At 67.5% G+C, this 23,427-nt stretch carries 21 protein-coding genes and 1 pseudogene; 8 read left to right on the forward strand and 14 right to left on the reverse strand.

What is annotated here, in order from left to right:
• The first annotated feature begins 22 nt into the window (after positions 1–22).
• The 4 genes from KX816_04010 (at position 23) to KX816_04025 (ending at position 3,769) form a co-directional block, all read left to right on the forward strand.
• The gene (locus KX816_04010; protein QXQ07218.1) at positions 23–982 is read left to right on the forward strand and encodes an NAD(P)-dependent oxidoreductase; all 960 of its coding nucleotides are present in this window, start codon (positions 23–25) and stop codon (positions 980–982) included.
• Between the two features lie 62 nt (positions 983–1,044).
• The gene (locus tag KX816_04015; GenBank protein ID QXQ07219.1) at positions 1,045–2,046 is read left to right on the forward strand and encodes a ligase-associated DNA damage response exonuclease; all 1,002 of its coding nucleotides are present in this window, start codon (positions 1,045–1,047) and stop codon (positions 2,044–2,046) included.
• A 50-nt stretch (positions 2,047–2,096) separates the two neighbouring features.
• Positions 2,097–3,014 carry a sulfite exporter TauE/SafE family protein gene (locus KX816_04020; GenBank protein ID QXQ07220.1) on the forward strand — a complete coding sequence of 306 codons (918 nt, stop codon included), beginning with the start codon at positions 2,097–2,099 and terminating at the stop codon, positions 3,012–3,014.
• Positions 3,011–3,769, forward strand: coding sequence for a TIGR02186 family protein (locus KX816_04025; protein QXQ07221.1), 759 nt, complete (start codon positions 3,011–3,013; stop codon positions 3,767–3,769). The genes KX816_04020 and KX816_04025 overlap by 4 nt, the downstream gene beginning before the upstream one ends.
• A gap of 125 nt (positions 3,770–3,894) precedes the next feature.
• On the opposite strand, the gene KX816_04030 is transcribed toward KX816_04025, so the two are convergent.
• Positions 3,895–5,814: a potassium transporter Kup gene (locus KX816_04030; protein ID QXQ07222.1), complete on the reverse strand. Its 1,920-nt coding sequence runs from the start codon at positions 5,812–5,814 to the stop codon at positions 3,895–3,897.
• A 228-nt stretch (positions 5,815–6,042) separates the two neighbouring features.
• Between KX816_04030 and ald the strand changes: the two genes are divergently transcribed.
• Entirely contained in the window at positions 6,043–7,140 is a 1,098-nt protein-coding gene (gene ald / locus KX816_04035) for an alanine dehydrogenase (protein ID QXQ07223.1), read from the forward strand.
• Positions 7,141–7,200: 60 nt separating this feature from the next.
• Here the strand turns inward: ald and KX816_04040 are convergent, their stop codons facing one another.
• Positions 7,201–7,557 carry a hypothetical protein gene (locus KX816_04040; GenBank protein QXQ07224.1) on the reverse strand — a complete coding sequence of 119 codons (357 nt, stop codon included), beginning with the start codon at positions 7,555–7,557 and terminating at the stop codon, positions 7,201–7,203.
• A 68-nt stretch (positions 7,558–7,625) separates the two neighbouring features.
• Between KX816_04040 and KX816_04045 the strand changes: the two genes are divergently transcribed.
• On the forward strand, positions 7,626–8,276 hold the full coding sequence (locus tag KX816_04045; protein ID QXQ07225.1) for a DJ-1/PfpI family protein: 651 nt from the start codon (positions 7,626–7,628) through the stop codon (positions 8,274–8,276).
• A 57-nt stretch (positions 8,277–8,333) separates the two neighbouring features.
• Here the strand turns inward: KX816_04045 and KX816_04050 are convergent, their stop codons facing one another.
• The 4 genes and pseudogenes from KX816_04050 to KX816_04065 all read right to left on the reverse strand — a co-directional run bounded on the left by KX816_04050 (position 8,334) and on the right by KX816_04065 (position 11,547).
• Positions 8,334–8,657 carry a hypothetical protein gene (locus KX816_04050; GenBank protein QXQ07226.1) on the reverse strand — a complete coding sequence of 108 codons (324 nt, stop codon included), beginning with the start codon at positions 8,655–8,657 and terminating at the stop codon, positions 8,334–8,336.
• A 58-nt stretch (positions 8,658–8,715) separates the two neighbouring features.
• Positions 8,716–10,113 (reverse strand): UdgX family uracil-DNA binding protein, encoded by a 1,398-nt coding sequence (locus KX816_04055; protein QXQ07227.1) that lies wholly within the window; start codon positions 10,111–10,113, stop codon positions 8,716–8,718.
• An 18-nt stretch (positions 10,114–10,131) separates the two neighbouring features.
• Positions 10,132–11,373, reverse strand: coding sequence for a putative DNA modification/repair radical SAM protein (locus KX816_04060; protein ID QXQ07228.1), 1,242 nt, complete (start codon positions 11,371–11,373; stop codon positions 10,132–10,134).
• A 75-nt stretch (positions 11,374–11,448) separates the two neighbouring features.
• Positions 11,449–11,547, reverse strand: a pseudogene (locus KX816_04065) (VPLPA-CTERM sorting domain-containing protein).
• A gap of 839 nt (positions 11,548–12,386) precedes the next feature.
• Here KX816_04065 and KX816_04070 point away from each other — a divergent pair.
• Both KX816_04070 and KX816_04075 read left to right on the forward strand, forming a co-directional pair.
• Complete coding sequence (locus KX816_04070) at positions 12,387–12,752, forward strand: BlaI/MecI/CopY family transcriptional regulator (protein ID QXQ07229.1); 366 nt, start codon at positions 12,387–12,389, stop codon at positions 12,750–12,752.
• A complete protein-coding gene (locus tag KX816_04075) occupies positions 12,749–14,302 on the forward strand; it encodes a hypothetical protein (protein QXQ07230.1) in 1,554 nt (517 codons plus the stop codon). Before KX816_04070 ends, KX816_04075 begins: the two co-directional genes overlap by 4 nt.
• Before the next feature lie 419 nt (positions 14,303–14,721).
• Here KX816_04075 and gatB read toward each other — a convergent pair whose 3' ends face one another.
• From gatB to gatC, 8 genes are all read right to left on the reverse strand, one after another.
• Entirely contained in the window at positions 14,722–16,182 is a 1,461-nt protein-coding gene (gene gatB / locus KX816_04080; protein ID QXQ07231.1) for an Asp-tRNA(Asn)/Glu-tRNA(Gln) amidotransferase subunit GatB, read from the reverse strand.
• A 9-nt stretch (positions 16,183–16,191) separates the two neighbouring features.
• Positions 16,192–16,581 carry a GtrA family protein gene (locus KX816_04085; GenBank protein QXQ07232.1) on the reverse strand — a complete coding sequence of 130 codons (390 nt, stop codon included), beginning with the start codon at positions 16,579–16,581 and terminating at the stop codon, positions 16,192–16,194.
• Complete coding sequence (locus KX816_04090) at positions 16,581–17,231, reverse strand: HAD hydrolase-like protein (GenBank protein ID QXQ07233.1); 651 nt, start codon at positions 17,229–17,231, stop codon at positions 16,581–16,583. The genes KX816_04085 and KX816_04090 overlap by 1 nt, the downstream gene beginning before the upstream one ends.
• Before the next feature lie 155 nt (positions 17,232–17,386).
• Positions 17,387–18,934, reverse strand: a complete 1,548-nt coding sequence (locus tag KX816_04095; GenBank protein QXQ07234.1) for a DDE-type integrase/transposase/recombinase — start codon at positions 18,932–18,934, stop codon at positions 17,387–17,389.
• Between the two features lie 114 nt (positions 18,935–19,048).
• Positions 19,049–20,029 (reverse strand): UbiA family prenyltransferase, encoded by a 981-nt coding sequence (locus KX816_04100; GenBank protein QXQ07235.1) that lies wholly within the window; start codon positions 20,027–20,029, stop codon positions 19,049–19,051.
• Between the two features lie 14 nt (positions 20,030–20,043).
• The gene (locus tag KX816_04105; GenBank protein ID QXQ07236.1) at positions 20,044–21,552 is read right to left on the reverse strand and encodes a hypothetical protein; all 1,509 of its coding nucleotides are present in this window, start codon (positions 21,550–21,552) and stop codon (positions 20,044–20,046) included.
• A gap of 58 nt (positions 21,553–21,610) precedes the next feature.
• Positions 21,611–23,086, reverse strand: coding sequence for an Asp-tRNA(Asn)/Glu-tRNA(Gln) amidotransferase subunit GatA (gene gatA, locus KX816_04110; protein ID QXQ07237.1), 1,476 nt, complete (start codon positions 23,084–23,086; stop codon positions 21,611–21,613).
• Positions 23,086–23,388 (reverse strand): Asp-tRNA(Asn)/Glu-tRNA(Gln) amidotransferase subunit GatC, encoded by a 303-nt coding sequence (gene gatC / locus KX816_04115; GenBank protein ID QXQ07238.1) that lies wholly within the window; start codon positions 23,386–23,388, stop codon positions 23,086–23,088. Before gatC ends, gatA begins: the two co-directional genes overlap by 1 nt.
• Positions 23,389–23,427: the final 39 nt, after the last annotated feature.

Consider the following 23,427-nt stretch of genomic DNA (forward strand, 5'->3'; position numbering starts at 1 on the left):
CAGGACCGCTAAAGGTCCCGGTGTGCGAATTCTCCTGACAGGCTCGTCCGGTTGGCTCGGCCGATTTCTCGCGCCGCGGCTGCGCGCCGTAGGCCACGACGTCGTCGGTCTCGACGTGGCACCGGGAGCAGACACTGCGATCGTAGGCTCGGTGGCGGACCGGGCGGTCGTCGACGGCGCCTTCGAGCACGGCATCGAGGCGGTGATCCACGCCGGAGGGCTCCACAAGCCAGACATCGCGCGCTATCCGGCGCAGGCTTTCGTCGACGTCAACGTCACCGGCACGCTGAACCTGCTCGAGGCCGCCAAGGCAGCGCGGCTCGACCGGTTCGTGTTTACCTCGACGACCTCGCTGATGATCAGCCAGGCCGTCCGCGACGAAGCCGGCGACGCGGCGATCTGGCTCGACGAGACCAGCGGGCCATTGGCCCCGCGCAACATCTACGGCGTGACCAAGCTCGCCGCCGAGCGCCTGTGCCGGCTATACGCGGCGGAGCACGGCCTGCCCTGCGTCGTCCTGCGCACCGGGCGGTTCTTTCCCGAGGACGACGACACCCACCACACGCCGTCCGGCGAGAATCTCAAGGCCAACGAATTGCTCAACCGCCGGCTTACCGTGGAGGACGCCGCGGATGCGCACATCGCGGCGCTGGACCGCGCGCCCGAAATTGGCTTTGACCTGTTCGTGGTGTCGTCAGCGACACCGTTCGTTCGTAGCGACGCAGCGGCCCTCAAACGCGACGCCGCGGCGGTGATCGCGCGCTACTTCCCCGATGCGGCCGAGCTCTATGCCCGGCGTGGCTGGACCCTGCCGACCAGCATCGGCCGCGTCTACGATGCCGGTCACGCCGAGCGCCGCCTCGGTTTCCGCTGCCGCACCGGATTCCCCGAGGTGCTCGCCGCCCTGCGCGCAGGCCGCACCCTGCCGTTCGCGCACGACCCCTCGTACGTCTCCCCCAAGGAACCGCAGCCCGTCGCTTGAGCCGTTGCCGCAGCGACTGCGTCGGCCGTGGCAACATACGCCGCGCCGCTTATATTCCACTGATGCCCTCCCCCGGTTCCTGGCTCCAGCCCCACCCCGAGGGCATCTACGTCGCTCCCGGCGACTTCTGGATCGATCCGTCGAGCCCCAAGGACCGCGCCCTCATCACCCACGGCCATGCCGATCACGCGCGTTCCGGCCACGGCAAGGTCATGGCGACGGTCGAGACGCTGGCGATCATGAACGTCCGCTACGGCGAGCAGGTCGGCGGGCAGGGCGTCGCGTACGGCGAGACGGTCAAGGTCGGCGACGTCACCGCGCGCTTCGTGCCGGCGGGGCACGTGCTCGGCTCCGCGCAGATCGTGCTCGAGCACAAGGGTGAGCGCATCGTCGTGTCGGGCGACTACAAGCGCCGTGCCGACCCGACCTGCGCGCCGTTCGAGCCGGTGCCGTGCGACATTTTCGTCACCGAGGCGACCTTCGGCCTGCCGGTTTTCCGCCACCCCGATACCACCGGCGAGGCGAACAAGGCACTGACCGCGCTCGCTGCCAACCCGGAGCGCTGCGTGCTGATCGGGGCGTATGCGCTCGGCAAGGCGCAGCGGGTGATCGGCGAGTTACGCCAGCTCGGCCATGACGCGCCGATCTACATCCACGGCGCGCTGCAGCGGCTGTGCGACCTGTACGTCGAACTCGGCGTGCCGCTCGGCGATATCCGCCCGGCGGCGGGACTGAAGCCGGCCGAGCTGCGCGGCAGCATCGTCCTGTGCCCGCCGTCGGCGCTCAACGATCGCTGGAGCCGCCGGCTGCCCGACCCGATCACCGCGATGGCCTCCGGCTGGATGCGGGTCCGGCAGCGCGCTGTACAGAAGATGGTCGAGCTGCCGCTGATCATCTCCGACCACGCCGACTGGACCGAGCTGACCGACACCTGCGTCGAGCTCGCGCCGTCGGAGGTGTGGGTCACCCACGGCCGCGAGGAGGCGCTGGTGCACTGGTGCCAGACGCGCCAGATGAAGGCGCGGGCTCTCGACCTGGTCGGACTCGACGACGAGGACGACTGAAGCGGTCGCGAGGGTTACGCGAACCGGTCACCCCCGCTATCGTCCCCATCGTGAACATCTACCTCCCCATCGCCGAGATGTCGGTCAACTGGCTGGTCATCGTCGGGTTGGGCGCGGCAGTGGGTTTCCTGTCGGGAATGTTCGGGGTCGGTGGCGGCTTCCTGACGACGCCGCTGCTGATCTTCTACGGCATTCCGCCCGCCATCGCGGTGGCGTCGTCGGCCACCCAGATAACGGGCGCGAGCGTCTCGGGGGCCCTCGCTTACTGGAAGCGAGGCGGCGTCGACCTGAAGATGGGTCTGGTGCTGACCGCGGGCGGCATCATCGGGGCGGGGCTCGGCGCGGTCGTGCTGACACTTCTCAAGGCCTTGGGCCAGATCGACGTCGTGATCAACGTCACCTATGTCGTGCTGCTCGGCACGGTCGGCGGTTTGATGCTGAAGGAGGCGATCGGTGCCGTGCGGAAGGCCGCATCCGGCACCGCGGGCCGTGGGCGGCTCCATCCGCATCATCCGTGGATAGCGGCGTTGCCGTGGAAGACGCGGTTCTACAAATCCGGCCTGTATATCTCACCGCTCGCACCACTCGGACTCGGTATCTTCGTCGGTATCCTGACCGTCGGTCTCGGCATCGGTGGCGGCTTCATCCTCGTGCCGGCGATGATCTTCCTGCTCGGCATGTCGACCAACATGGTCATCGGCACGAGCCTGTTCAACATCATCTTCGTCACGGCGGCGGCGACCTTGCTCAATTCGGTCGAGGCTGAGACGGTCGATATCGTGCTGGCCATGCTGCTGCTGGTCGGCGGTGTCGTTGGCGCGCAGTTCGGGGTGCGTGCCGCGCAAAAGCTGCCGCCGGAGCGCCTCCGGCTGTTCCTGGCGCTGATCGTCCTGGGGGTCGCGATCCGCCTCGCCATCGGCCTGACGTGGCGGCCTGCAGAGCTGTTCACTGTCTATGGGGCATCGTGAAGCGCATCCTGGCGCTTTTGGTCGTGTGGACCGTGCTCGGCGGAGCCGCGCCGATCCGGCTGATCACCGACATCAGCCAGCGCCGCATCGACATCATCTACACCTTCCGAGGCGCCGAACTGCTGGTGTTTGGTGCGATCCAGTATCCGCGCGGCTCGGTGCCCGACGAGCCCCCGGGCCTCGCGATCATCGTCCGCGGGCCGCCTGTGCCGATCACCGTCCGCAAGAAGGCGCGGGTCGCCGGCATCTGGATCAACACCGATTCGGTGCGCTTCGAAACCGCGCCGGGATTCTACGCCGTCGCTACGTCCGCGCCGATCGCCAAGCTCGTCGATGAGCGCACTGCGGCGATCTACGAGATCGGCGTTTCCAACCTCCAGCTCTCGCCCGCGAGCGGCGACAGCCCCCAGCAGACCAGCGCGTTCGAACAGGGGCTTATTGCGCTGCGCCGGAACAGCGGGCTGTACGCTGAGCACGAGGGCGACGTCGGCGTCACCCAGAACGTTCTCTACCGCGCCCGCATCGCGATCCCGAGCGCCGTACCGGTTGGCGACTATACCGCCGAGATCTTCCTGATCCGTCGCGGCAAGGTGATCGCCCACTCCACGACGCCGATCAGCATCGACAAGTCGGGATTCGAGCGCTGGGTCTTCCTGTTCTCGCGGTCGTACAGCCTGTTGTACGGGCTCGTCGCGGTCGGCGCGGCGCTGCTGCTCGGCTGGTTGTCGGGGCTGGTTGTGCGGACGCGGCGGTAGCTGAATTTTGTCATTCCGGCGAAGGCCGGAACCCAGTTGCCCCCAGAACTCGGTCGGTTGAGCTTGCGACGCAACTAGGTTCCGGCCTTCGCCGGAATGACAAATCGCGCGTGGCTTCCGCCGCGCTAGATCTCGACCTGAGACCCCAGCTCGACGACCCGATTGGTCGGCAGCTTGAAGAACTCCATCGCGGTTTCCGCATTTCGCAGCATCCACGCGAACAGCTTCTCGCGCCAGATCGCCATCCCCGGCCGGTCGCTGGCGAGCAGCGTCTGGCGTGCCAGGAAGAAGCTGGTGTCCATCATCTTGAGCTTGGGGCCGCAGTTCTCGACGGTCTTGAGCACCGCGGGCACGTCGAGCTCCTGCATGAAGCCGTAGCGGATGATGATGCGATAGAAGTCCGACCCCAGGTCGCGGACCTCGAGCCGGTCCTCGTCGTCGACATAAGGCACCTCGTCGATCAGCACGGTCAGGATCATGATGCGCTCGTGCAGCACCTTGTTGTGCTTGAGGTTGTGCAGCAGCGCGTGCGGCACGCCGACCGCCGAGCTGGTCATGAATACCGCGGTGCCCGGTACGCGGGTCGCAGCGGTGGCGGCGGACTTGATGAACACCTCGATCGGCATGGCGCTCTCGCGTAGCCTGAGCATCATCAGGTGGCGGCCCTTGGCCCAGGTCGTCAGGAAGGTGAAGACGATCGCCCCGACCAGCAGCGGGAACCACCCGCCATCGGGGATCTTCGTCAGGTTCGAGCTGAAATACGCGAGGTCGATGATCAGGAAGATGCCGATCGTCACGAACGTCAGCGGCCGGCTCCACTTCCAGACACGGTAGACGAGCACCGACATCATGCAGGTGGTGATGAACATCGTGCCGGTCACCGCGATGCCGTAGGCGGAGGCGAGGTTGCCCGAGTTCTTGAAGGTCACCACGATCAGGATGACCATGCCGAGCAGCACCCAGTTGACCAGCGGGATATAGATCTGCCCGGCGGCGCTGGCGGAGGTGTGGTTGATCTTGAGGCGCGGCAGGAAGCCGAGCTGGACCGCCTGCTGGGTCACCGAATAGGCACCCGAGATGACCGCCTGGCTGGCGATGACGGTGGCCATCGTCGCGAGGATAACCAGCGGCAGCCGGGCCCAGTCGGGGGCCATCAGGAAGAACGGGTTCTGCACGGTCTCGGGGTTGGCGAGGAGTAGCGCGCTCTGGCCGAAATAGTTGAGCAGCAGCGCCGGCAGCACGAAGAACAGCCAGCTCCGCTGGATCGGCTTGCGACCAAAATGGCCCATGTCGGCGTAGAGCGCCTCGGCGCCGGTCACCGACAGCACCACCGAACCCAGCGCCAGGAAGCCGAGCCTCGGGTCGTTCTCGAAGAAGCGGAACGCCCAATAGGGGTTCAGCGCCGCCAGGATCTCGGGGCGGCTGGCGAGCGTGATGGCGCCCATTACCGCGATGACGATGAAATAGACGACCATGATCGGCGCGAACAACGCCCCGACCTTGGCCGAGCCGCGGGCCTGCAGCAGGAACAGCCCGATCAGGATGGCGATCGAGATCGGCAGCACCAGCGGCGCGAGGCTGGCCTGCACGACGATAAGCCCCTCGACCGCCGACAGCACCGAGATCGCGGGCGTGATGATGCAGTCGCCGTAGAACAGGGCCGTCGCGAGCACGCCGAGCAGCACCAGGCCGCGCGACCAGCTCGACCCCGGCGTCATCCGATTGATCAGCGCCAGCAGCGCGAGCGAGCCGCCCTCGCCGCGGTTGTCGGCGCGCAGGATCAGCAGGATGTACTTGATCGTGACGATGATGGTCATCGTCCAGAAGATCAGCGACATGACCCCGAAGATGTGCAGCCGGTCGACGGTCAGCGGGTGATGCCCGACGAAGGTCTCCTTCAGCGCGTACAGCGGGCTGGTGCCGATATCGCCGAAGACCACGCCAATCGCCCCGAGCGCGAGCTTCTGCATGCTCTGCGGGGCGTGATGCCCGGCGCTCTCGCGTGCGGCGGGCGGGGTCGCGGGTAAAGCTGTCGCTGAGGTCATCGTCGCAGCAACGAACGCGGCGTGCGCGCGGGTGCGCTGGGTACGTCGACGATCACGATAACATGGTCCATGGCCCCGGACGCGAAGGCGCGAGCGGTTAGCACCAGCCCGGGAGCATGGCAACGACCGGGGCGTCGCAGCCTGATCGGTGGCGCGACCTTAGCAACGACGCGACAGCGCCGCAGCCCGACGCTATAGCCGCCCCATCCTGAAACGCGGAGCCTAGCCATGCACGTCGGTGTCCCAAAAGAGATCAAGATTCACGAGTACCGGGTCGGTCTGACGCCGTCGTCGGTCGCCGAGCTGACCCACGCCGGCAATCCGGTCACGGTCGAGACCGGCGCCGGCCTCGGCATCGACTTCACCGATGCGGACTACATCGCCGCAGGTGCGCAAATCGCCGGCACCGCCGCCGAGGTGTTCAAGACCGCCGACCTGATCATCAAGGTCAAGGAGCCGCAGCTCCACGAATGCGCGATGCTGCGCGCCGAGCAGACCCTGTTCACCTACCTGCACCTCGCTGCCGACAAGCCGCAGGCGGAAGCGCTGATGCACAGCCACGCGACCTGCATCGCCTACGAAACCGTCACCGAGCGCGCCGGCGGCCTGCCGCTGCTGCGCCCGATGTCGGAGGTTGCCGGCCGGATGTCGGTGCAGGTCGGTGCGCATTATCTCGAGAAGGAGCAGGGCGGCCGCGGCATCCTCCTCGGCGGCGTGCCGGGAGTGGCCCCGGCGCGAGTCGCGATCCTCGGTGGCGGCGTCTCGGGCATCAACGCCGCGCAGATGGCGGTCGGGCTCCGCGCCGACGTGACCATCTACGACATCTCGACCAGCCGCCTCGCCGAGATCGACGAGATGTTCGAGGGCCGGGTCAAGACCGTCTATTCGTCGAAGGCCGCGATCACCGCGATGCTCGAGGGCGCGCATGTCGTCATCGGCGCGGTGCTGATCCCGGGCGCGGCCGCCCCCAAGCTGATCACCCGCGACATGCTCAAGCTGATGAAGCGCGGCAGCGTCCTCGTCGACATCGCCATCGACCAGGGCGGCTGCTTCGAGACCTCGCGCCCGACCACCCATCAGGACCCGGTCTACGTCGTCGACGGCATCATCCATTATTGCGTCGCCAACATGCCGGGCGCGGTGGCGCGGACGTCGGCGTTTGCGCTCAACAACGCGACGCTGCCGTTCGTGCTGCGGCTGGCCAAGCTCGGGCCGCAGGCGGCGATGGCGGCGGACCCGCACCTTGCGGCCGGGCTCAACGTCGCGGGCGGCAAGATCCGTCATGCGGCGGTGGCGGAGGCGCTTGGACTGGAGTTCGTGGCCTAGCGCACTCTCCAAGCCGCGTCATGCTGGCGTTCGCCAGCATGACGCCCCGACGTTTCGCGCTCAGATCAACCGGTCCCACTTGAACAGCAGCACGAACGTCGTCGCGGCGATGGCAGCAAACAGGTGGAGGCCGAACACCACGATCGACATCGCGGCCGTGAAGCGCCAGCCGCGATAAGCCGCCGCCGCCAGACCGAGGGCCGTTAGCTCGGCGGCGGCGAAGGCCAACATCTGCCAGTCGGGGCCGACGAAGATGTAGCGCAAGCGCGTCGCTAGGTAGGCGAGCGACACGGCGGCGACGAGCACGTTGAGGATCAGTAGCGGCGTGATTCGTCGGGTGGCGACGAGGACGACGAGCACGGCGATGTGCGCTACAAGGGTGAGCACCACAAGGATGATGAATTCGCGATTGGTCACCGCAACGACTTAGCATATCGAGCCGTGAACACCGGCGGCCGAAAGTCGGCAGCACCAGGGGACGCTTCATGGCCTACCGCATCGGCTTCCTGCTTTATCCCGACCTCACCCAGCTCGACATGACCGGCCCGGCGCAGGTGCTCCACCGGATGCCCGGCGCCGAGCTGCACTATGTCTGGAAGGACCTTGCGCCGGTGCCGAGCGATTGCGGTCTGGCGCTGGTGCCGACGAGGACGCTCGCCGACTGCCCGCCGCTCGACATGATCTGCGTGCCCGGCGGCTTCGGCTGCTATGCGGTGATGGCGGACGCGGTGGTGCTCGACTGGCTGCGCGCGCAGGCGGCGACGGCGAAGCTTGTCACCAGCGTCTGCACCGGCTCGCTGATCCTTGCTGCGGCGGGCCTGCTCGATAGCTACCGCGCCGGATGCCACTGGTCGTCGGGCGACCTGCTGGCAAGCTACGGCGCGACCTACGTGGCCGAGCGCACCGTCATCGACCGCAACCGCATAACCTCGGGCGGGGTTACGTCAGGCATCGACTTCGCCTTTCGGATCATCGAGCAGCTCCACGGCCGCGACGTTGCGGAAGCTATCCAGCTCGCGCTCGAGTACGATCCGGAACCGCTCGGCGGCGGCACTCCCGCCACCGCGCGGCCCGAGATTTTGGCGCGAGTGCAGGCGGTCTACGCCAAGCGCCGCGCGGCTCAGGCAGCCGCCTGAAACGCAAAAGGCCCGAACCCGATCGCTCGGGGTCGGGCCTCCGACGGATAGGCTAGATCAGAGGATCTTCTTCGGGCGGCCGCGGTGGCCGTTTGCCTTCATGCGGTCGATCTTGTGCGCCAGACGGTCCTGCCGAGCATGGATGATGTTCTTGTCGCGCTGCGAGTAACGACCGTCGCGGGTCAGGGAAGCCTTCTGGGCAGCGATCGCGCGGACTTCGGCACGCAGGCTGCGGGCCTCGCGATGGGTCAGCTTGCCGCTGCGGACACCGGCGTCGATGTTGCGCTCCTGGTTGAGCTGGCGAGCGTTCACCAGCGCGGCGGCGGGCATGGCCGTCGCGACGGTGGCGACTGCGGCGATGGCGATCAGAATTCGATTCATTGTTACGTCTCCGTTGGGGTACCGGCCCTCCCAACACCCCACTGCGACAAAGGGTCCGTCACGCGAGCGCGGCGACCCGTTCCCGGATTGCCTGCAGGTCGGCGACGAAGCGTTCGAATTCGGCTTCGGCCTGGGTTCGGTCCTCGATCCGCAGCAGGAAGCTCGGGTGGACGGTGATCCACAATTCGGACCCATCGGGTAGGGGCAAGGGCCGGCCCCGCTCCTTCGAAATCGTCACGGTCTTGCCCGTCAGCGAGCGCGCCGCGGTCGCCCCGAGCGCCACCGTTACCGCCGGCTTGATCGCTAAGCGCTCGTTGTCGACCCACCAGCGGCAGGCATCGATCTCGGCGGTGCCGGGCTTCGCGTGAATTCGCCGCTTGCCGCGCGGCTCAAACTTGAAGTGCTTGACCGCATTGGTGACATAGGTGCTGCTCCGCTCGATGCCCGCCGCTGCCAGCGCCCGGTCGAAGACCTGCCCCGCCGGGCCGATGAAGGGCCTGCCCGCCAAATCCTCCTGATCACCCGGCTGCTCCCCGACGAACATCAGGCGTGCGTCGGCTGGTCCCTCTCCGAATACCGTCTGGGTGGCCGGGCCGTAGAGCGCGCAGCGGGTACAGACGGCGGCCTCGGCGCGCAGCTCGGCAATCGCACCGGCAGGAGCGGCGTCCCGTGACGGCGTCGCGATCATCCCCCGCGTCCGCTCCGCCGCCCCAGCGATGAGGTCCGGGATCAGCGACGCCTCGGGCAGGTTCTTCCAGTATTTCTTCGGCATTTCCTTGGTCATCGCGTTCACCTTGAGCCGCGCCGGATTGAAGATGTGGGCATAATAGGTCTTCCACGTCGCCTCGATCGGGTCGCCGTCGGGGGCATCCGCCTTGACCGCGCCGGGGGTGAAGCTGAGCTCCTGAGTGTCCCAGTGGACGCACTGCTCGGGTGTCAGGATCGACCAGCGCATCTGGGCGAAGCGGCGGACGAAAAAGCCCGCGTTGAGCCGGACAATGTGGTGCTCGGGCTCGAACCACGCTGCAAAGCGCTCGTCGCCGTAGGGGAGGCCGGGATCCTCGACCTCGCGAAAGCGGACGAACGCGCGCATCTTGTGGACGTCGCGACGGACGCCCTTGTCGAGCAGGTAGAGCCGGTTCACCAGCCGGTCGGCGGTGTCCTCGAGCAGCTTCGGGCGGGTCCGCAGTTGCGCCAGCGCGGCGTGGAGCAAGGCGAAGCGCTCCGGCTCGGCGTTGCACACCACGCGCCGCGCCATGTCGATGAACGCCTTCGGAACGCTGAAGCTCGGCGCCGTGGCGGGGGGCAGCGCGCTGTCGCCTCCGAGCAAATCGCCCGCCTCACCCGCGACGGTCCACGTCACCTGGCTCGGAGGCACGCTGCCAGCAACCAGAGCGCGGGCCGCGTCGCGCCAACCGTCGAAGTCGTCGGGGGCGGCAAGGGTGACGGTCGGCACGAACCCTTCAGTGCTCGGTCAGCCGAACAGTTCCAGCTGCGATCGCTCCGCCTTGACCAGCCGCGGTCGCAGGTCGTCACGCTCGGCCAGCGCCACCGGACGCCAATCGGAGGCGATCAGGAAGGGCCGCAGCTTCTCGATCCCACGCGTCAGCCGACCAATATCGGCGAGGCTCAGCCGCCGCTGCCGCCGCGCCCGCAGCACTGCGTTGACCGCCTTGACGCCGAGGCCCGGCACGCGGAGCAGGTGCTCGCGCGGGGCGAGGTTGACGTCCATCGGAAACTGCTCGCGGTGCTTCAGCGCCCACGCGGTCTTGGGGTCGATGTCGAGCGGCAGCATGCCGTCGTCGGTCGCGCCCTGAACCTCCGCGACCCCGAAGCCGTAGAAGCGCATCAGCCAATCGGCCTGGTACAGCCGATGCTCGCGCATCAATGGTGGCTGGACGAGCGGCAACACCGCGCTCGCGTCAGGGATCGGCGAAAACGCCGAGTAATAGACCCGCCGCAGCCCGAACTTGCCGTAAAGCGACGAGGCACTGGCGACGACCGCGCTGTCGTCGGCGGCATCGGCCCCGACAATCATCTGTGTCGACTGGCCGGCGGGCGCGAACTTCGGCGCGCTGCGGTACTTGGCGCGCGCCTCCTTGTTCTCGGCGATGCCGGCCTTCAGCCCCGACATGGCGGTGCGGATGCGGACCGCGTCCTTTTCGGGGGCGAGCTTGCCGAGTCCCTCGACGGTCGGCAGTTCGACGTTGATCGACAGCCGGTCGGCGTACAGCGCGGCCTGATCGAGCAGCGCCGGGTCGGCGTCGGGGATCGACTTGAGGTGGATGTAGCCGCGGAAATCATGGTCGAGGCGGAGTGTCCGCGCGACCCGGACCATCGCTTCCATCGTGTAGTTCGACGAGCCGATGATCCCCGACGACAGGAACAGGCCCTCGATATAATTACGCTTGTAGAAGCTCAGCGTCAGCCGGACGACCTCGTCGACGGTGAACTTGGCCCGCCGGACGTTCGAGGAGCGGCGGTTGATGCAATAATGGCAGTCGAAGATGCAGCTGTTGGTCAGCAGGATCTTCAGCAGCGAGATGCAGCGCCCGTCGGGCGCATAACTGTGGCAGATGCCAGATCCCTCGGTCGAGCCGAGGCCCTTGCCGCCGACCGAGTTGCGCTTCGCCGTCCCCGACGATGCGCAACTGGCGTCGTATTTCGCTGCATCGGCGAGGATGGCGAGCTTCGCGCGGGTGTCGAGATGAGCCACGCGTTCAGTTTATGTTCCACCACTGGGCGAGGCAAGTGGCGGAGTGTCGCGGTCGATCGTTAGCGCGGTCGGGGTCTAGGCGGCGACCATGAAGGTGCGGCGACGACGGGCTGCGACGCCGACCGCTCCGAAGCCGGCGATCATCATCGCCCAGCTTGCCGGCTCGGGCACGGCACCGTTGATGGAGTCGATCTGGTAACCCTGGCCCCGCGCACCGAGGTAGAGCGTCTCGCCGCCAACCCGCGTCGTGAACAGGTAGCGGGTGTAATAAGTCGTCGGGCTCAACAGGTTCAGGATCACCGTGCCGGAGTTGGCGGCGCTGTAGGTGGCGCTGGCGGCACCGGCGAGGCCGGTCTTGATGATTCCCCCGAAGCCGAGCGCAATCAGCGAGTTGTCGGCATTGACGCCGTACAGCTGCAGGGTGTCGTCACTGTCGATGTAGGACAGCTTCAGGCCACGGATCGAGAAATCCTCGCTGCCGCTGATGAGGATGCCCTCCCGCGCGGTCGGCGTGTTGGTGTCGAGTTGCGGGTCCGAGGCGCCGCCCTTGACGCCGATTCCCGGCACCGCCTGCTGGATCTGTCCCGTGGCACTAGTCTGGCTGAGTGAGGTCAATGTATCCGGCAACGCGGTGAAGCGCAGTGCCGTTGCCGTCAGGGTGACACCGCTGCTGGTCTTGGCGACCGAGGCGACGTTGACGATGCCACTCGGACGACCGAAGTCCCAGGTCAGCAAGGTCGCCGCGGACGCGGGAATCGCCGACGCGAGCGCACAAAGCGCCGTACCCAGATACGCTACACGAACCATTTGCAAACACCCCTACACCCGGTCGTGACACCCCCGTCACGATCACAATCTTCATAACGGCGGCGCGGTTTGAAAGTAAAGACTTCATTAATAAACTTGAACCAAGACGGATGCGATTTCGATCCAGGGCGATAGCAAGCTAGATCGCGCTTGACGACCACAGCTGTAATCGGTAGCGACTACGTGTGTAATCGAGAGGTTGTCGAGTGTCGGAGCGGATCAGCGAAGGCGAGCACGCGATCATGGAAGCCCTGTGGGCCGAGTCGCCACTCGGCGCCGCGGAGGTGGCCGAGCGTGTCGCCGATCGCAACTGGAACGAGCGTACCGTCAAGACGATGCTCGGCCGCCTGCTCACCAAGGGCGTGCTCAGCCACGTCGAGGAGGGGCGGCGCTACCTGTACCGGCCGGCGGTCGAGCGCGACGCCTATGTCGCGCGCGAGTCGGAGCGTTTTGTCGACCGGCTGTTCGGCGGGCGCGCGACGCCTCTGGTCGCTCATCTCGCGGGCCAGAACCGCCTGTCGGACGAGGACATCGCCGGGCTCGAGGCGCTGCTGAAGGAGCTCAAGGCATGAGCGGGACCCTGGCCTGGTTCGGCGGCGCGATGGTCGCGTCGATGCTGCTGATGCTGGTCGTGCTCGCGGTACGGCGGCCGGTGACGCGCGTCTTCGGGCCGACCGTGGCGTACGCGCTTTGGCTGCTGCCGGCGTTGCGGATGCTGTTGCCGTCGCTGCCGGGCGAGTGGATGCCGGGAAACGCGGCGATGGTCTTCGATCCGCCCCGGATGGTCGGGCTGACCAATATGCCGCCACCGCCGCCGGTCGACGCCGGTACCGACTGGGCGGTCGTGCTGCTCGCAACCTGGCTGATCGGCGCGGTCGGCTACTTCGCGTGGCAGCTCGTGTCCCACCACATCTTCATGGAGCGGTCCCTGGAGGGTTCCGCGGCGCTGACCCACGCGGCGGGCATCGAGGTCCGTCAGGGCCCCGGCATCGCCGGCCCGATGGCGGCGGGCGTCCTGCGCCGGCGTATCCTGCTGCCCAACGATTTCGCCGAGCGCTTCACTCCCGAGGAACGCCGCCTCGCACTTGCCCACGAGACTGCGCACCATTGCCGCGGCGACCTCGTGGCGAACCTCGCCGGGCTGGCGCTGCTGTCGCTGCACTGGTTCAACCCGGTTGCGCACTTCGCCTACCGCGCTTTCCGCGACGACCAGGAAGCGGCCTGCGATGCGACCGTGCTCGGGGCCGAGAGCGACGAGCGCCGCTATGCCTACGGCACCGCGATCCTCAAGTCCGCCAGCTGCCGCGTCCCCGGCGCAGCCTGTGCGCTGAACCATGCGGGTACGATGAAACGAAGGATCTTGATCATGATCGACGGTCGGAAAAGTCGCGCCCTGCGCCTCGGCGGGGCGGCACTGGCGGCGGTGCTGGTCGGCGGCGGACTGGTCGCGACGGCATCGACGGTCGCCGCGCCCGCCAAGACGCCGACGCACCACATGACGTTCATCACGGGGACGGGTGACAACATCACCATCACCCATGACGGCCACACCCGCCGCGCCACCCCGGCCGAGCGCCGCCGCATCGAGCACGACGTCGCCCAGGCCGAGGCGGGACGGCGCGTCGCCGAGCGCGGTGCAGAGCGGGCCGAGCGTGAGAGAACGGCCATGCTTGCCGAAATGCCTCGGCCCCCGGCGCGACCCGCTGCACCGCGTGCACCAAACTCGAAGCGTATCGCCGAGGTGCCGCCGGCGCCCGAGGCTCCGCCGGCACCCCCGACACCCCCGGAATATAGGCAGGGTGCCCATGATGTGAGCCTGTCGTGGCAGGCCGAATACCCCATCGATCGGAACGCTATCCGGGCCGAAATCGACGCGGCGATGGCCAGCGCGCGTCAGGCTGTGGCCGACGCCAGTGTCCAGCTCGCTGCGGTCCGCGAGCAGATGACCGCGGCCAGCGAAGCCCAGCGCGAAGCGATGGCGGAGTCGCGTGCCGATCAGCGCGATGCGATGCGCGATGTCGCCCAGGCCCGTCGCGATGCAGCACAAGGCCGCCGCGATGCGGCGCAGGCGGTGCGCGATGCAGAGCAAAATGCAAGACGCGAAGCGGCGACGTCGCTCTGACGCATCGCACTCAGTGGCGCGCTTCGTTGGCGCTGTCCTACAGCTCACCTATCCGGTACAATATGGTCGCGCCGATGTCTCGGGCACGCGGTTTTTCTCATCGCTGAGTGTCAGCCCGGCAGCCGGATTCCTGCAATCCGGCGACGTGACAGCCGAATCGCAGAATACGCGTGGGCATTAACTCTGACAACTCTCGTTCATATTCGACGCTGTCCACACGTCGGTTTGCGCGGTCCTATACGGTAACGACAAGGCTCCTCGACCCTGGAACCCTTAGCGTTCTTCGCGTGAATTCCGGAGCAATCGCCCGGTGGGTCGGCTTAACGAGTTCACGTGAAGGGCGCCAAGTATTGCACGGGCGCGAAGGCGAATGCCGGAGGCTGGTGCGGCCGCGAGTCGGGGCGGTTGACCGGGACGCTCTAGGCGAGTGCCGCCTTCAGCCGCTCGTTGACGACGCCCGGGCTTGCCTTGCCGGCCATTGCCTTCATCGTCTGGCCGACGAAGAAGCCGAACAGCGCCTCCTTGCCGGCCTTGTACTGGGCGACCTTGTCGGTGTTGGCCGCGAGGATCGTGGCGATGGCGGCGTCGATCGCGCCAGTGTCGCTGACCTGGCGCAGGCCGCGCGCCTCGACGATCGCGGCCGGGGCGTCGCCGGTCTCGAGCATGATCTCGAAGACCTGCTTGGCGAGCGGGCCGGACAGCGTGCCGTCGGCGGTCAGGGCGAGGAGCTCGCCCCCGGCGGTGGGGCTGACGGGTGAGTTGGTGATGTCCTTGCCGAGGCGGTTGAGCGCGCCGAACAGGTCGGAGATGACCCAGTTGGCGGCGGCCTTGGCGGGCGCACCGGTGCCCAGCAATGCCTCGAACCAGTCGGCGGTGTCCTTGTCGGCGGTTAGTACGGCGGCGTTGTAGGGGCTGATGCCGAGCCCGTCCTCGAAGCGCGTGCGCTTGGCGGCGGGCAGCTCGGGCAGGCTCGCGGCGCAGTCGGCCATGAAGGCGTCGTCGAGCTCGACCGGGAGCAGGTCGGGGTCGGGGAAGTAGCGGTAGTCGTGCGCGTCCTCCTTCGACCGCATCGAACGGGTGACGCCCTTGTCGGGGTCGAACAGGCGGGTTTCCTGGACGATGGTGCCGCCGGCTTCGATGACCTCGATCTGGCGGCGCGCCTCGAACTCGATCGTCGCCATGACGAAGCGCACCGAGTTGACGTTCTTGGTCTCGGTGCGGGTGCCGAACTCTGCGCCGGGCTTGCGGACGCTGACGTTGACGTCGGCGCGCATGCTGCCCTCGTCCATGTTGCCGTCGCAGCTGCTGACGTAGCGCAGGACCTCGCGCAGGCTCCGCACGTACGCCCCAGCCTGTGCCGGCGAGCGCATGTCGGGCTTGGAGACGATCTCCATCAGGGCGACGCCGGAGCGGTTGAGGTCGACGTAGCTCTCGCCCGGCGACTGGTCGTGGACCGACTTGCCGGCGTCCTGCTCGAGGTGGATGCGCTCGATGCCGATGGTCTTGGGCGCTTCGCCTTCCGGTTCGACGGTGAGGGCACCCTCGCCGACGATGGGGTGGTACAGCTGGCTGATCTGATAGCCCTGGGGCAGGTCGGCGTAGAAGTAGTTCTTTCGGTCGAAGCGCGACCAGCGGTTGATCTGCGCGCCGAGCGCCATGCCGGTGCGGACCGCCTGGCGGACGCACTCGCCGTTGAGGACGGGCAGCATCCCGGGCATCGCCGCGTCGACCAGGCTGACATGCGTGTTGGGCTCGCCGCCATAGGTCGCGGAGGCGCCGGAGAACAGCTTGGAGGCGCTGGTGACCTGGGCGTGCACCTCGAGGCCGACGACGATCTCCCAGTCGCCGTCGCGGCCGGGCAGGGTGTAGGTTTCGCTCATGCGAGGCTTCTACTCCGGCGCGTGACGGAAGACCAAGAGCGCGTTGACCGCGAAGTTGAAGATGAAGGTGACCGCGATGCTGGCGACCTTCGCGGCGACCGGCGGCAGCGGCGTGTGCGCGGCGAGGAACGCGGTCAGCGCGACGTTGAGCACGAGGCCGAGGCTCGCGGCCGCGAGGAACATCAGGTAGCGCCGCAGCGTCGGCTCGCGGTGGAAGACGAAGCGCGAGGTCAGCAGGTAGTTGACCACGGTGGCGACGAGGAAGCTCAGCGTCGCGGCGGGGATCAGCGGCACGCCCGCCGCCAGTTCGAGCGCAAAAATCCCGGTGTCGACGACCGCTGCCGAGCCTCCGGTCAGCAGGTAGCGGCTGCCCTGGCGGCGGAGCTTGACCATGTCCATCAGGCGGTTCCGGCAAGCAGCGGCGCGAACACCGGGTCGGTGAAGTCGGCGAAGGTGACCCGGCCGGCGACCGGCGGGCTGGAGCGCAGCAGGACGCGGACCCCGGCGGCATCGGCGGCGGCCCCGTCGCGCTCGTCGCGGTCGCCGATCATTACTGTGGCGGCGGGCGAGGCACCGGCAGCGGCGATCACGGCGAGCAGGCCACGCGCGCTTGGCTTCATCAGGCCAACGTCGCGGGCGGCGACGATGTGGTTGGCCTCAAGACCCAGCGCGGCGATCTTGGCGACGGCGGGATAGTCCGAGAGCACGCCGATTGTGCGGCCGCTACGGCGCAGGGCTTCGAATAGCGCGGGCGCCCCGGTGACCATGGCGCGACGCAGGTGGGGCAGGGGGCGAGTCTCGATCCAGTCCGCGACGATGCCCTCGACGACCGCAGGGGCAAGGCGGGTGCGGGCAGCGACACCAGCGATAAGCTTGGCGTCGAAGTCCTCGACCCCGTCGTCGGCCAGCGCCTCGCGCTCGCGGCGGTAGTCGGCGAGGACCTTGAGCGTGCGGGGGCTGCGACTGGCAAGAGCATCGCGCGCCAGCATCCTCAGCATCGTCCAGCGCAATGGCTTCTGGCGGTAGAGGGTACCGTCGACGTCGAACACGACGAGCTGCGTGTTGCCTCACGAGAAGATGTTCCCGAGCGGTGATGCCGTTGCCTCACCAGAGTGTTCCCCTACGCCGATCACCAGGCGAGGTCGATTCCCGGTTGATGGGACGCTGTGGAGCGGAGCCGTAGGCGAAGCGGAGCAGCGTCCCATCAACCTTCGACTAGCACCGACACCGGCATCGCCGTATCCGTAGGAGATTCCGCCGCCAGCCCGGAATGAGTGAACACCAGTGCGTGAGCGTATTCGGACCGCCAGACCTTAAGGCGGCGCTGGACGGTACGGATCAGGCCATCGGGATAGTTGTCGGGCCGCTCGACCTGAAGTTTTTCCAGCAGCTCCCTGCCGGTGCGCCACGGCTCGTCCTCGAACCAGCGCTTCAACTGCTCGCTCACCTCGATCAGCGGATCGGGACGGCGACGACCGCGCTTGATGACCGGTTTATTGGATGCAGTCGGTCGCGCTTCACCGCCCTGCCATATCGTTTGCAAGCTGGAGAGGAACGCGTCCAATGGTGGGGCCGCGGGCTGCTCGCTCACCGGTACTGGGCTGACCATGTCGGCAAGGGCGACCAGCCGCTGTTGGGCCGCCCTGATATCGCGCAGCAAGCGGACGGGATCGAGGTCGGCAAAGATCGCACGCACGCGTGTCCGGGTCTTATCAGATACCCGCGGATCGTCGAGCAACCGCTGATAGGGCGTCGCTGGTGCATGATAGCGCTTGCGAACCCGCGCACCGTCGCGGTGCTTCTCGGCCAGCTTGAACGAGGGCTGGAAGAAGTTCACGAACAGGCGCGACGCCGCGTACAGCTCAGCCAGCGCAACGGTCGCCTCCAGCCCCTCGAAGCGACGATAGCCAGCCAGGCGGCGCACGACTGATCCGTTCTTTTGCTCCACCCATGCCTGGTCGTTCTTGCGATAGGGTCGGCAGCGCGTGAACGCGATGTCGGAGGCAGCGCAGTAATCGCGCACCGTCTCGTTGATGAAGACGCTATCGTTGTCAGTGTCGAACCCCAGCAGCGGGAACGGCATCAGCCTGCGCACCTCGCTAAGCACCGCGACGAGCACCGTCTGCTCGCGAACCAGTAGCGGCGCGCACTCAGTCCAGCCGGTCGCGATGTCAGTCAACGTGAACGTCCACGCAAAGCTTCCCTTCGCGACCGGACCGCTGTGCGATACGAGATCGGCTTCGACATACCCCGGTGCCGGATTGTCCCAGTCGTCAAACGTCCTGATCGGTACGCTTTGCCGGAGCGCCGTTCCCGCGACACCACGTCGCCGCGGTTTGCGATTACCGGCCTTTGCGGCGCGAAGCACGCGATCGATCGTTGCCGCGCTCATCTTCGTCAGCTGCGACCTCACCGCCGGCGCCAAGTCCAGATGGCCATGGCGCTCCATCGCCTCCAGCAGGATCGGAATGAGCGGTCGCAATCGCTTGCCGCACAGCCGATCCGCCGCCTCCCAGAGCACGATAAGCGCGGTCCGGGCCGCCTCGTCGTAGATCCGACGCTCGATGCGGACGTTCGCCGTCGTGACCGCGGGGCCCGCCCGCATCAGCCGCATCGCATGCTTGCGGTGAAATCCCGTCACCGCAACGAACTCGTCCAGCACCCGGCCCTTGCTTGCTCGATCAGCCGATCGGTACCGTTCGCTGATCGCAGCGACCAGCTCCGTACGCGTTGCCATGCTCACCGTCCTCATAGCTCGCTCCCGAACAATCTCGAGAGCATTTTAAATGAGGCAACGACCCCCGCCGCGGGAGCAAATCAGGCGAGGCAATGCGGCTGGACCGACGACCAGTCGAAACCGGCCAAGCTACTTGACCAGGATGAAGCTCTGCGTGGTCAGCGCAGCGAGCCAGGGCATGTCGACGAAGGTGCACACCGCCAGTAGCGCGACAAGGATGACGACGACCCCGATCAGGCGCTTCTCGGAGAACAGCCGCTCGGGCTTCTGCGCGACCGATCCGGTCTGCAGCGACAGCGCCATGTACTGCGCGAACAGCGCCGCGAAGGCCGGCAGCGCGAGGACATACTCGATACGGTACTTGACCAGAAAGACCGCGATGAAGAAGCCGCTGAGCAGGGCGTAGGTCAGGCACGCCACGATCAGGCTGGCCTCCGAATAGCCGGCGAAGCTGGCGCGGTAGCGGGTCAGCAGGTCACGACCGTGCGAGGCGGTGATGTCGCGGTACTCGGACAGGCGCTTGGCGGTCATCAGGAAGCCGCCGCCGGTCCAATACGCCAGCAGCACCGATGACGGCGCCAGCGTGTACGGGTCGATCATCGCCCAGCCGATCATCATCCGCAGCGGGTTGTTGATCGCCTCGCTGACGACGTCGAAATAGGGCACGTCCTTCGACCGCAGCGGCCGGACGTTGTAGACGATGCCCTGGCCGGCGAAGACCACCGCGACCCAGAACATGGTCATGCTGGCAAACGCGGCTGCGGTCAGCCCGAGCCCGACGAAGATCACCCATTCGAGGCCGACGAGGCGCGGGTCGAGGGTGACCTGGACCGCGGTCCGTGCCGACTTGGTCGGGTGGAGCGCGTCGAAGTCGCGGTCGAGGTACTCGTTGATGGTGTAGTTCGCCGACGCGATGCAGACCGCGCAGATGAAGCCCAGCACGATGTCGAGCAGCGGGTCGGGCGACTGCACGCCGCGCATCAGGTAGGCGAGCACCATGCCCGGCACGACGAAGACGTGCTTGGTCGCGTGGTCGAAGCGGGCGATCGCGAGATAGTCGCTGAGCCGCGTCGCGCGGGGTGGGGCGAGGGTCGTGTCGGTGCCGGACATGGATGCGGTCCTTATCACGGTTCGCGGGTGGTGGTGGCGGGCGCGGGAAAAATAAGTGCGGCGATTGCGATGATCGCCAGCAGCGGGATCAGCCAGACGACGCGCGCCTGGAACCGGTCGTAAGGCGAGGCCAGGCCGCCGCAGATGAAGGCGTTGGCAACGACGCCGGCAATGATCAGTCCGCCAAGTACCGCAACGCCGCGGCCATCCGCGCGGCCGCGGCGGCGCAGGACGTACAACGCCAACACGAACGCCGGCAGCGCGACGACCACACCGACCTGCTCGACGACCGACAGGAACGACAGCGGGCGGCTGTCCTGCCACAGTCGGCTCGCGTGCACGGCGGAGCGGACGCTGGGCGGAAAGTTGTGGTCGATGTAGTTGGCCTTCTCGCGCGGGGCGAGGTCATCGTACGAAAACGACGCGAGCTGGAGCGCGGCGTCGTCGAGCATCATCATGATGGTCTCGGCAGGTCTCGCGCGCAGCACGGCGAGCATCAGCGGCATGTCCTGCTCGCTGATCGCGAGCTTGTGGTGGGAGCCGGAGGTGGCGAAGGTGCCGATGCCAGGGCGGCTTTCGAATAGGAACGAGGTCCAGACCAGCGGCAATCGTGCCCGATAAGCGCAAACCGCCCAGGCCGGCGACGCTCCCTCGCAGTTGGTTGCCAGAAACTCGGCAAGCACCGGCTTGCCGACGAGATGCGCGGTCAGGTGCGGTAGTCGCGCGGGCGGCTGCCCGGTCACCGACTTGACCGCGACGCCGAAGGCTACACTCGCGACGACACCGATAACGACGACCAGCGCGCCGGTGCCGAGGGCAGGACCGCTGATGCCTTCGCGCCAGCGCGCCGGGATCAGGCGCGCGACCAATGCTGCTCCCGCAACGACCGCGACGCCGAGCGCGAGGTGGCTATCGTGCGCGACGACCGCCAGGGTGGCGGCAGCGGCGAGGAAGATCCGGTCACTGCGCCCGAGGCGGCCCCAGAATGCCAGCAGCATCGACAGGCTGAGGATCAGCAGGCCGCCAAGCAAGTCGGGCATCACCAGGTTGACGAACAGCCCCGCCGATGTGGCGACGGCCATCGCCCCGATCAGCACTGCGAAGCCGCCGTTCGAGGTCAGTCCCAGGCAGCGGTACCAAAGCAGCGCCAGCACGATGCTGAGCAGCACGGCCTGCGCTGCGACGACCGCCCAAAGACCGCCGACGAGGCTAAGCAGATAGGCGGGGATGCCGTAATAGATCGAGCGGCCCGACTTGAAGGTCGAGTCGTAGCCCTTTGCCGCCGGCGGAGTGGCGGGTCCGGCATGCGACGCCGTTGCGACGGTTATGCCGACGCGGCTGAGCTTGGCATGATTGGCCCACTCGCTGTCGATGCCCGCCGTTGCTGCCGCGGCGGTTGCCGGGCGTTCGAGGTAGCTCAGCGTATCCTCGTAGACGAGCGGATAGCCGTTCCAGATCGATATCCAGCAGAACGCCAGCGCCGCCAACAGTCCGGTCAGGTAGGGCCGGGCGCTGTGGCTCACACCGCCCGCGCCCGTTTGTCAGCCTGGACCGCACGGCGCGAGAAGCAGGCCCCGGGCATCACCACCAGCGATCGGGCCGCGCCGCAAACCCTGCGGCGCGCTCGATCGCATGGCCAGCATTTAGCACCGCTGCTTCCGCGAACGCCGGTCCGATGATCTGCAGGCCAAGCGGCAGGCCGCTCGCGGACAGTCCCGCCGGCACGCTCATCGCCGGCAGCCCGGCCATTGAGGCGGGCACGGTGAAGACGTCGTTCAGGTACATCTCGAGCGGGTCGGCCTTGTCGCCCGCAGCAAACGCCGCCGAGGGCGCGGTCGGGGTCAGGAGCAGGTCGCAGGCCTCGAACGCGGTCGCGAAGTCGCGCGCGATCAGCGTCCGGACGCGCTGTGCCTGCTGGTAATAAGCGTCGTAGAAGCCCGCCGACAGCACGTAGGTACCAACCATGATGCGGCGCTTGACCTCGGGGCCGAAGCCCGCCGCGCGGGTCGCTTCGTACATGTCCGCGAGGTTGCCGCCCTCCGGCTGGACGCGCAGCCCGTAGCGGACGCCGTCGTAGCGTGCGAGGTTTGACGACGCCTCGGCAGGCGCGACGATATAATAAGCCGGCAGGGCGTATTTGGTGTGGGGCAGCGACACGTCGACGGTCGTCGCGCCGGCGTCACGGAGCCAGGCCAGGCCCTGCTCCCACAAGGCCGATATGGTCGGGTCGAGGCTGTCGATGCGGTATTCGGTCGGCACGCCGATGCGGACGCCGCGCAGGTCCCCGGTCAGCATCGCCTCGAAGTTGGGCACCGCCATGTCGAGCGAGGTTGAGTCCTTGGGGTCGTAGCCGCACATCGACTTCAGCAGGATCGCGCAGTCGCGGACGTCGCGCGCCATCGGCCCGGCCTGGTCGAGCGACGACGCGAACGCCACCACGCCCCAGCGCGAGCAGCGCCCGTAGGTCGGCTTGATGCCAGCGATGCCAACGAACGCCGCGGGCTGGCGGATCGAGCCGCCGGTGTCGGTGCCGGTCGCGCCCGCGCACAGACGTGCCGCCACCGCCGCCGCCGACCCGCCGCTGCTGCCGCCCGGCACCAGCGGGCGGTTCGAGCCGCGCGCGCGCCAGGGCGACACGACGTTGCCATAGGCGCTGGTCTCGTTCGAGGAGCCCATCGCGAACTGGTCCATGTTGAGCTTGCCGAGCATGCCCGCGCCGTCGGCGAACAGCTTGGCTGTGACGGTCGATTCGTACTCGGGGATGAAGCCCTCGAGGATCTTCGACGCCGCCGTGGTCTGCACACCCTTGGTGCAGAACAGGTCCTTGATGCCGAGCGGAATGCCGCTCAGTGGGCCAGCCGTGCCGGACGCCAATGCGGCGTCGGCGGTATCGGCCGCGGCAAGCGCCAGTTCCGGCGTCTCGACGATGAAGGCGTTGAGCGAGCGCGCCGCGGTAACCGCATCGTTGTGCTCGGTCGCCAGCTCGCGCGCCGAGAACTCCTTGGCGCGCAGGCCCTTCTGCATCGCCGCGATGCTGAGGTCGGTCAGGCCACTCACTATTCGATCACCTTGGGGACCGCGAAGAAGCCGTAGCCCTTCGCCGGCGCATTGCTCAGCACCGCGTCGCGGACGTTGCCGCCGGTGTCCTGGCCGTCGGTGACCACATCCTCGCGCCATTTGAGTTTGATCGGGATCACCGCAGTCATCGGCTCGACCCCGGTGGTATCGACCTCCGACAGTTGCTCGATCCAGCCGACGAGGTTGCTGAGCTCGGCCGCGAGCGGCGCGCATTCGGCGTCGGCAAGCTTGATCCGCGCAAGATGCGCGATACGCTTAACGGTAGCACTATCGACAGACATAGGTCGCGGTTAGCAGGGGCTGGCAGGGCGAACAAGGTG

The organism is Sphingosinicellaceae bacterium, from assembly GCA_019285715.1.
Classification (GTDB): Bacteria; Pseudomonadota; Alphaproteobacteria; order Sphingomonadales; family Sphingomonadaceae; genus Glacieibacterium.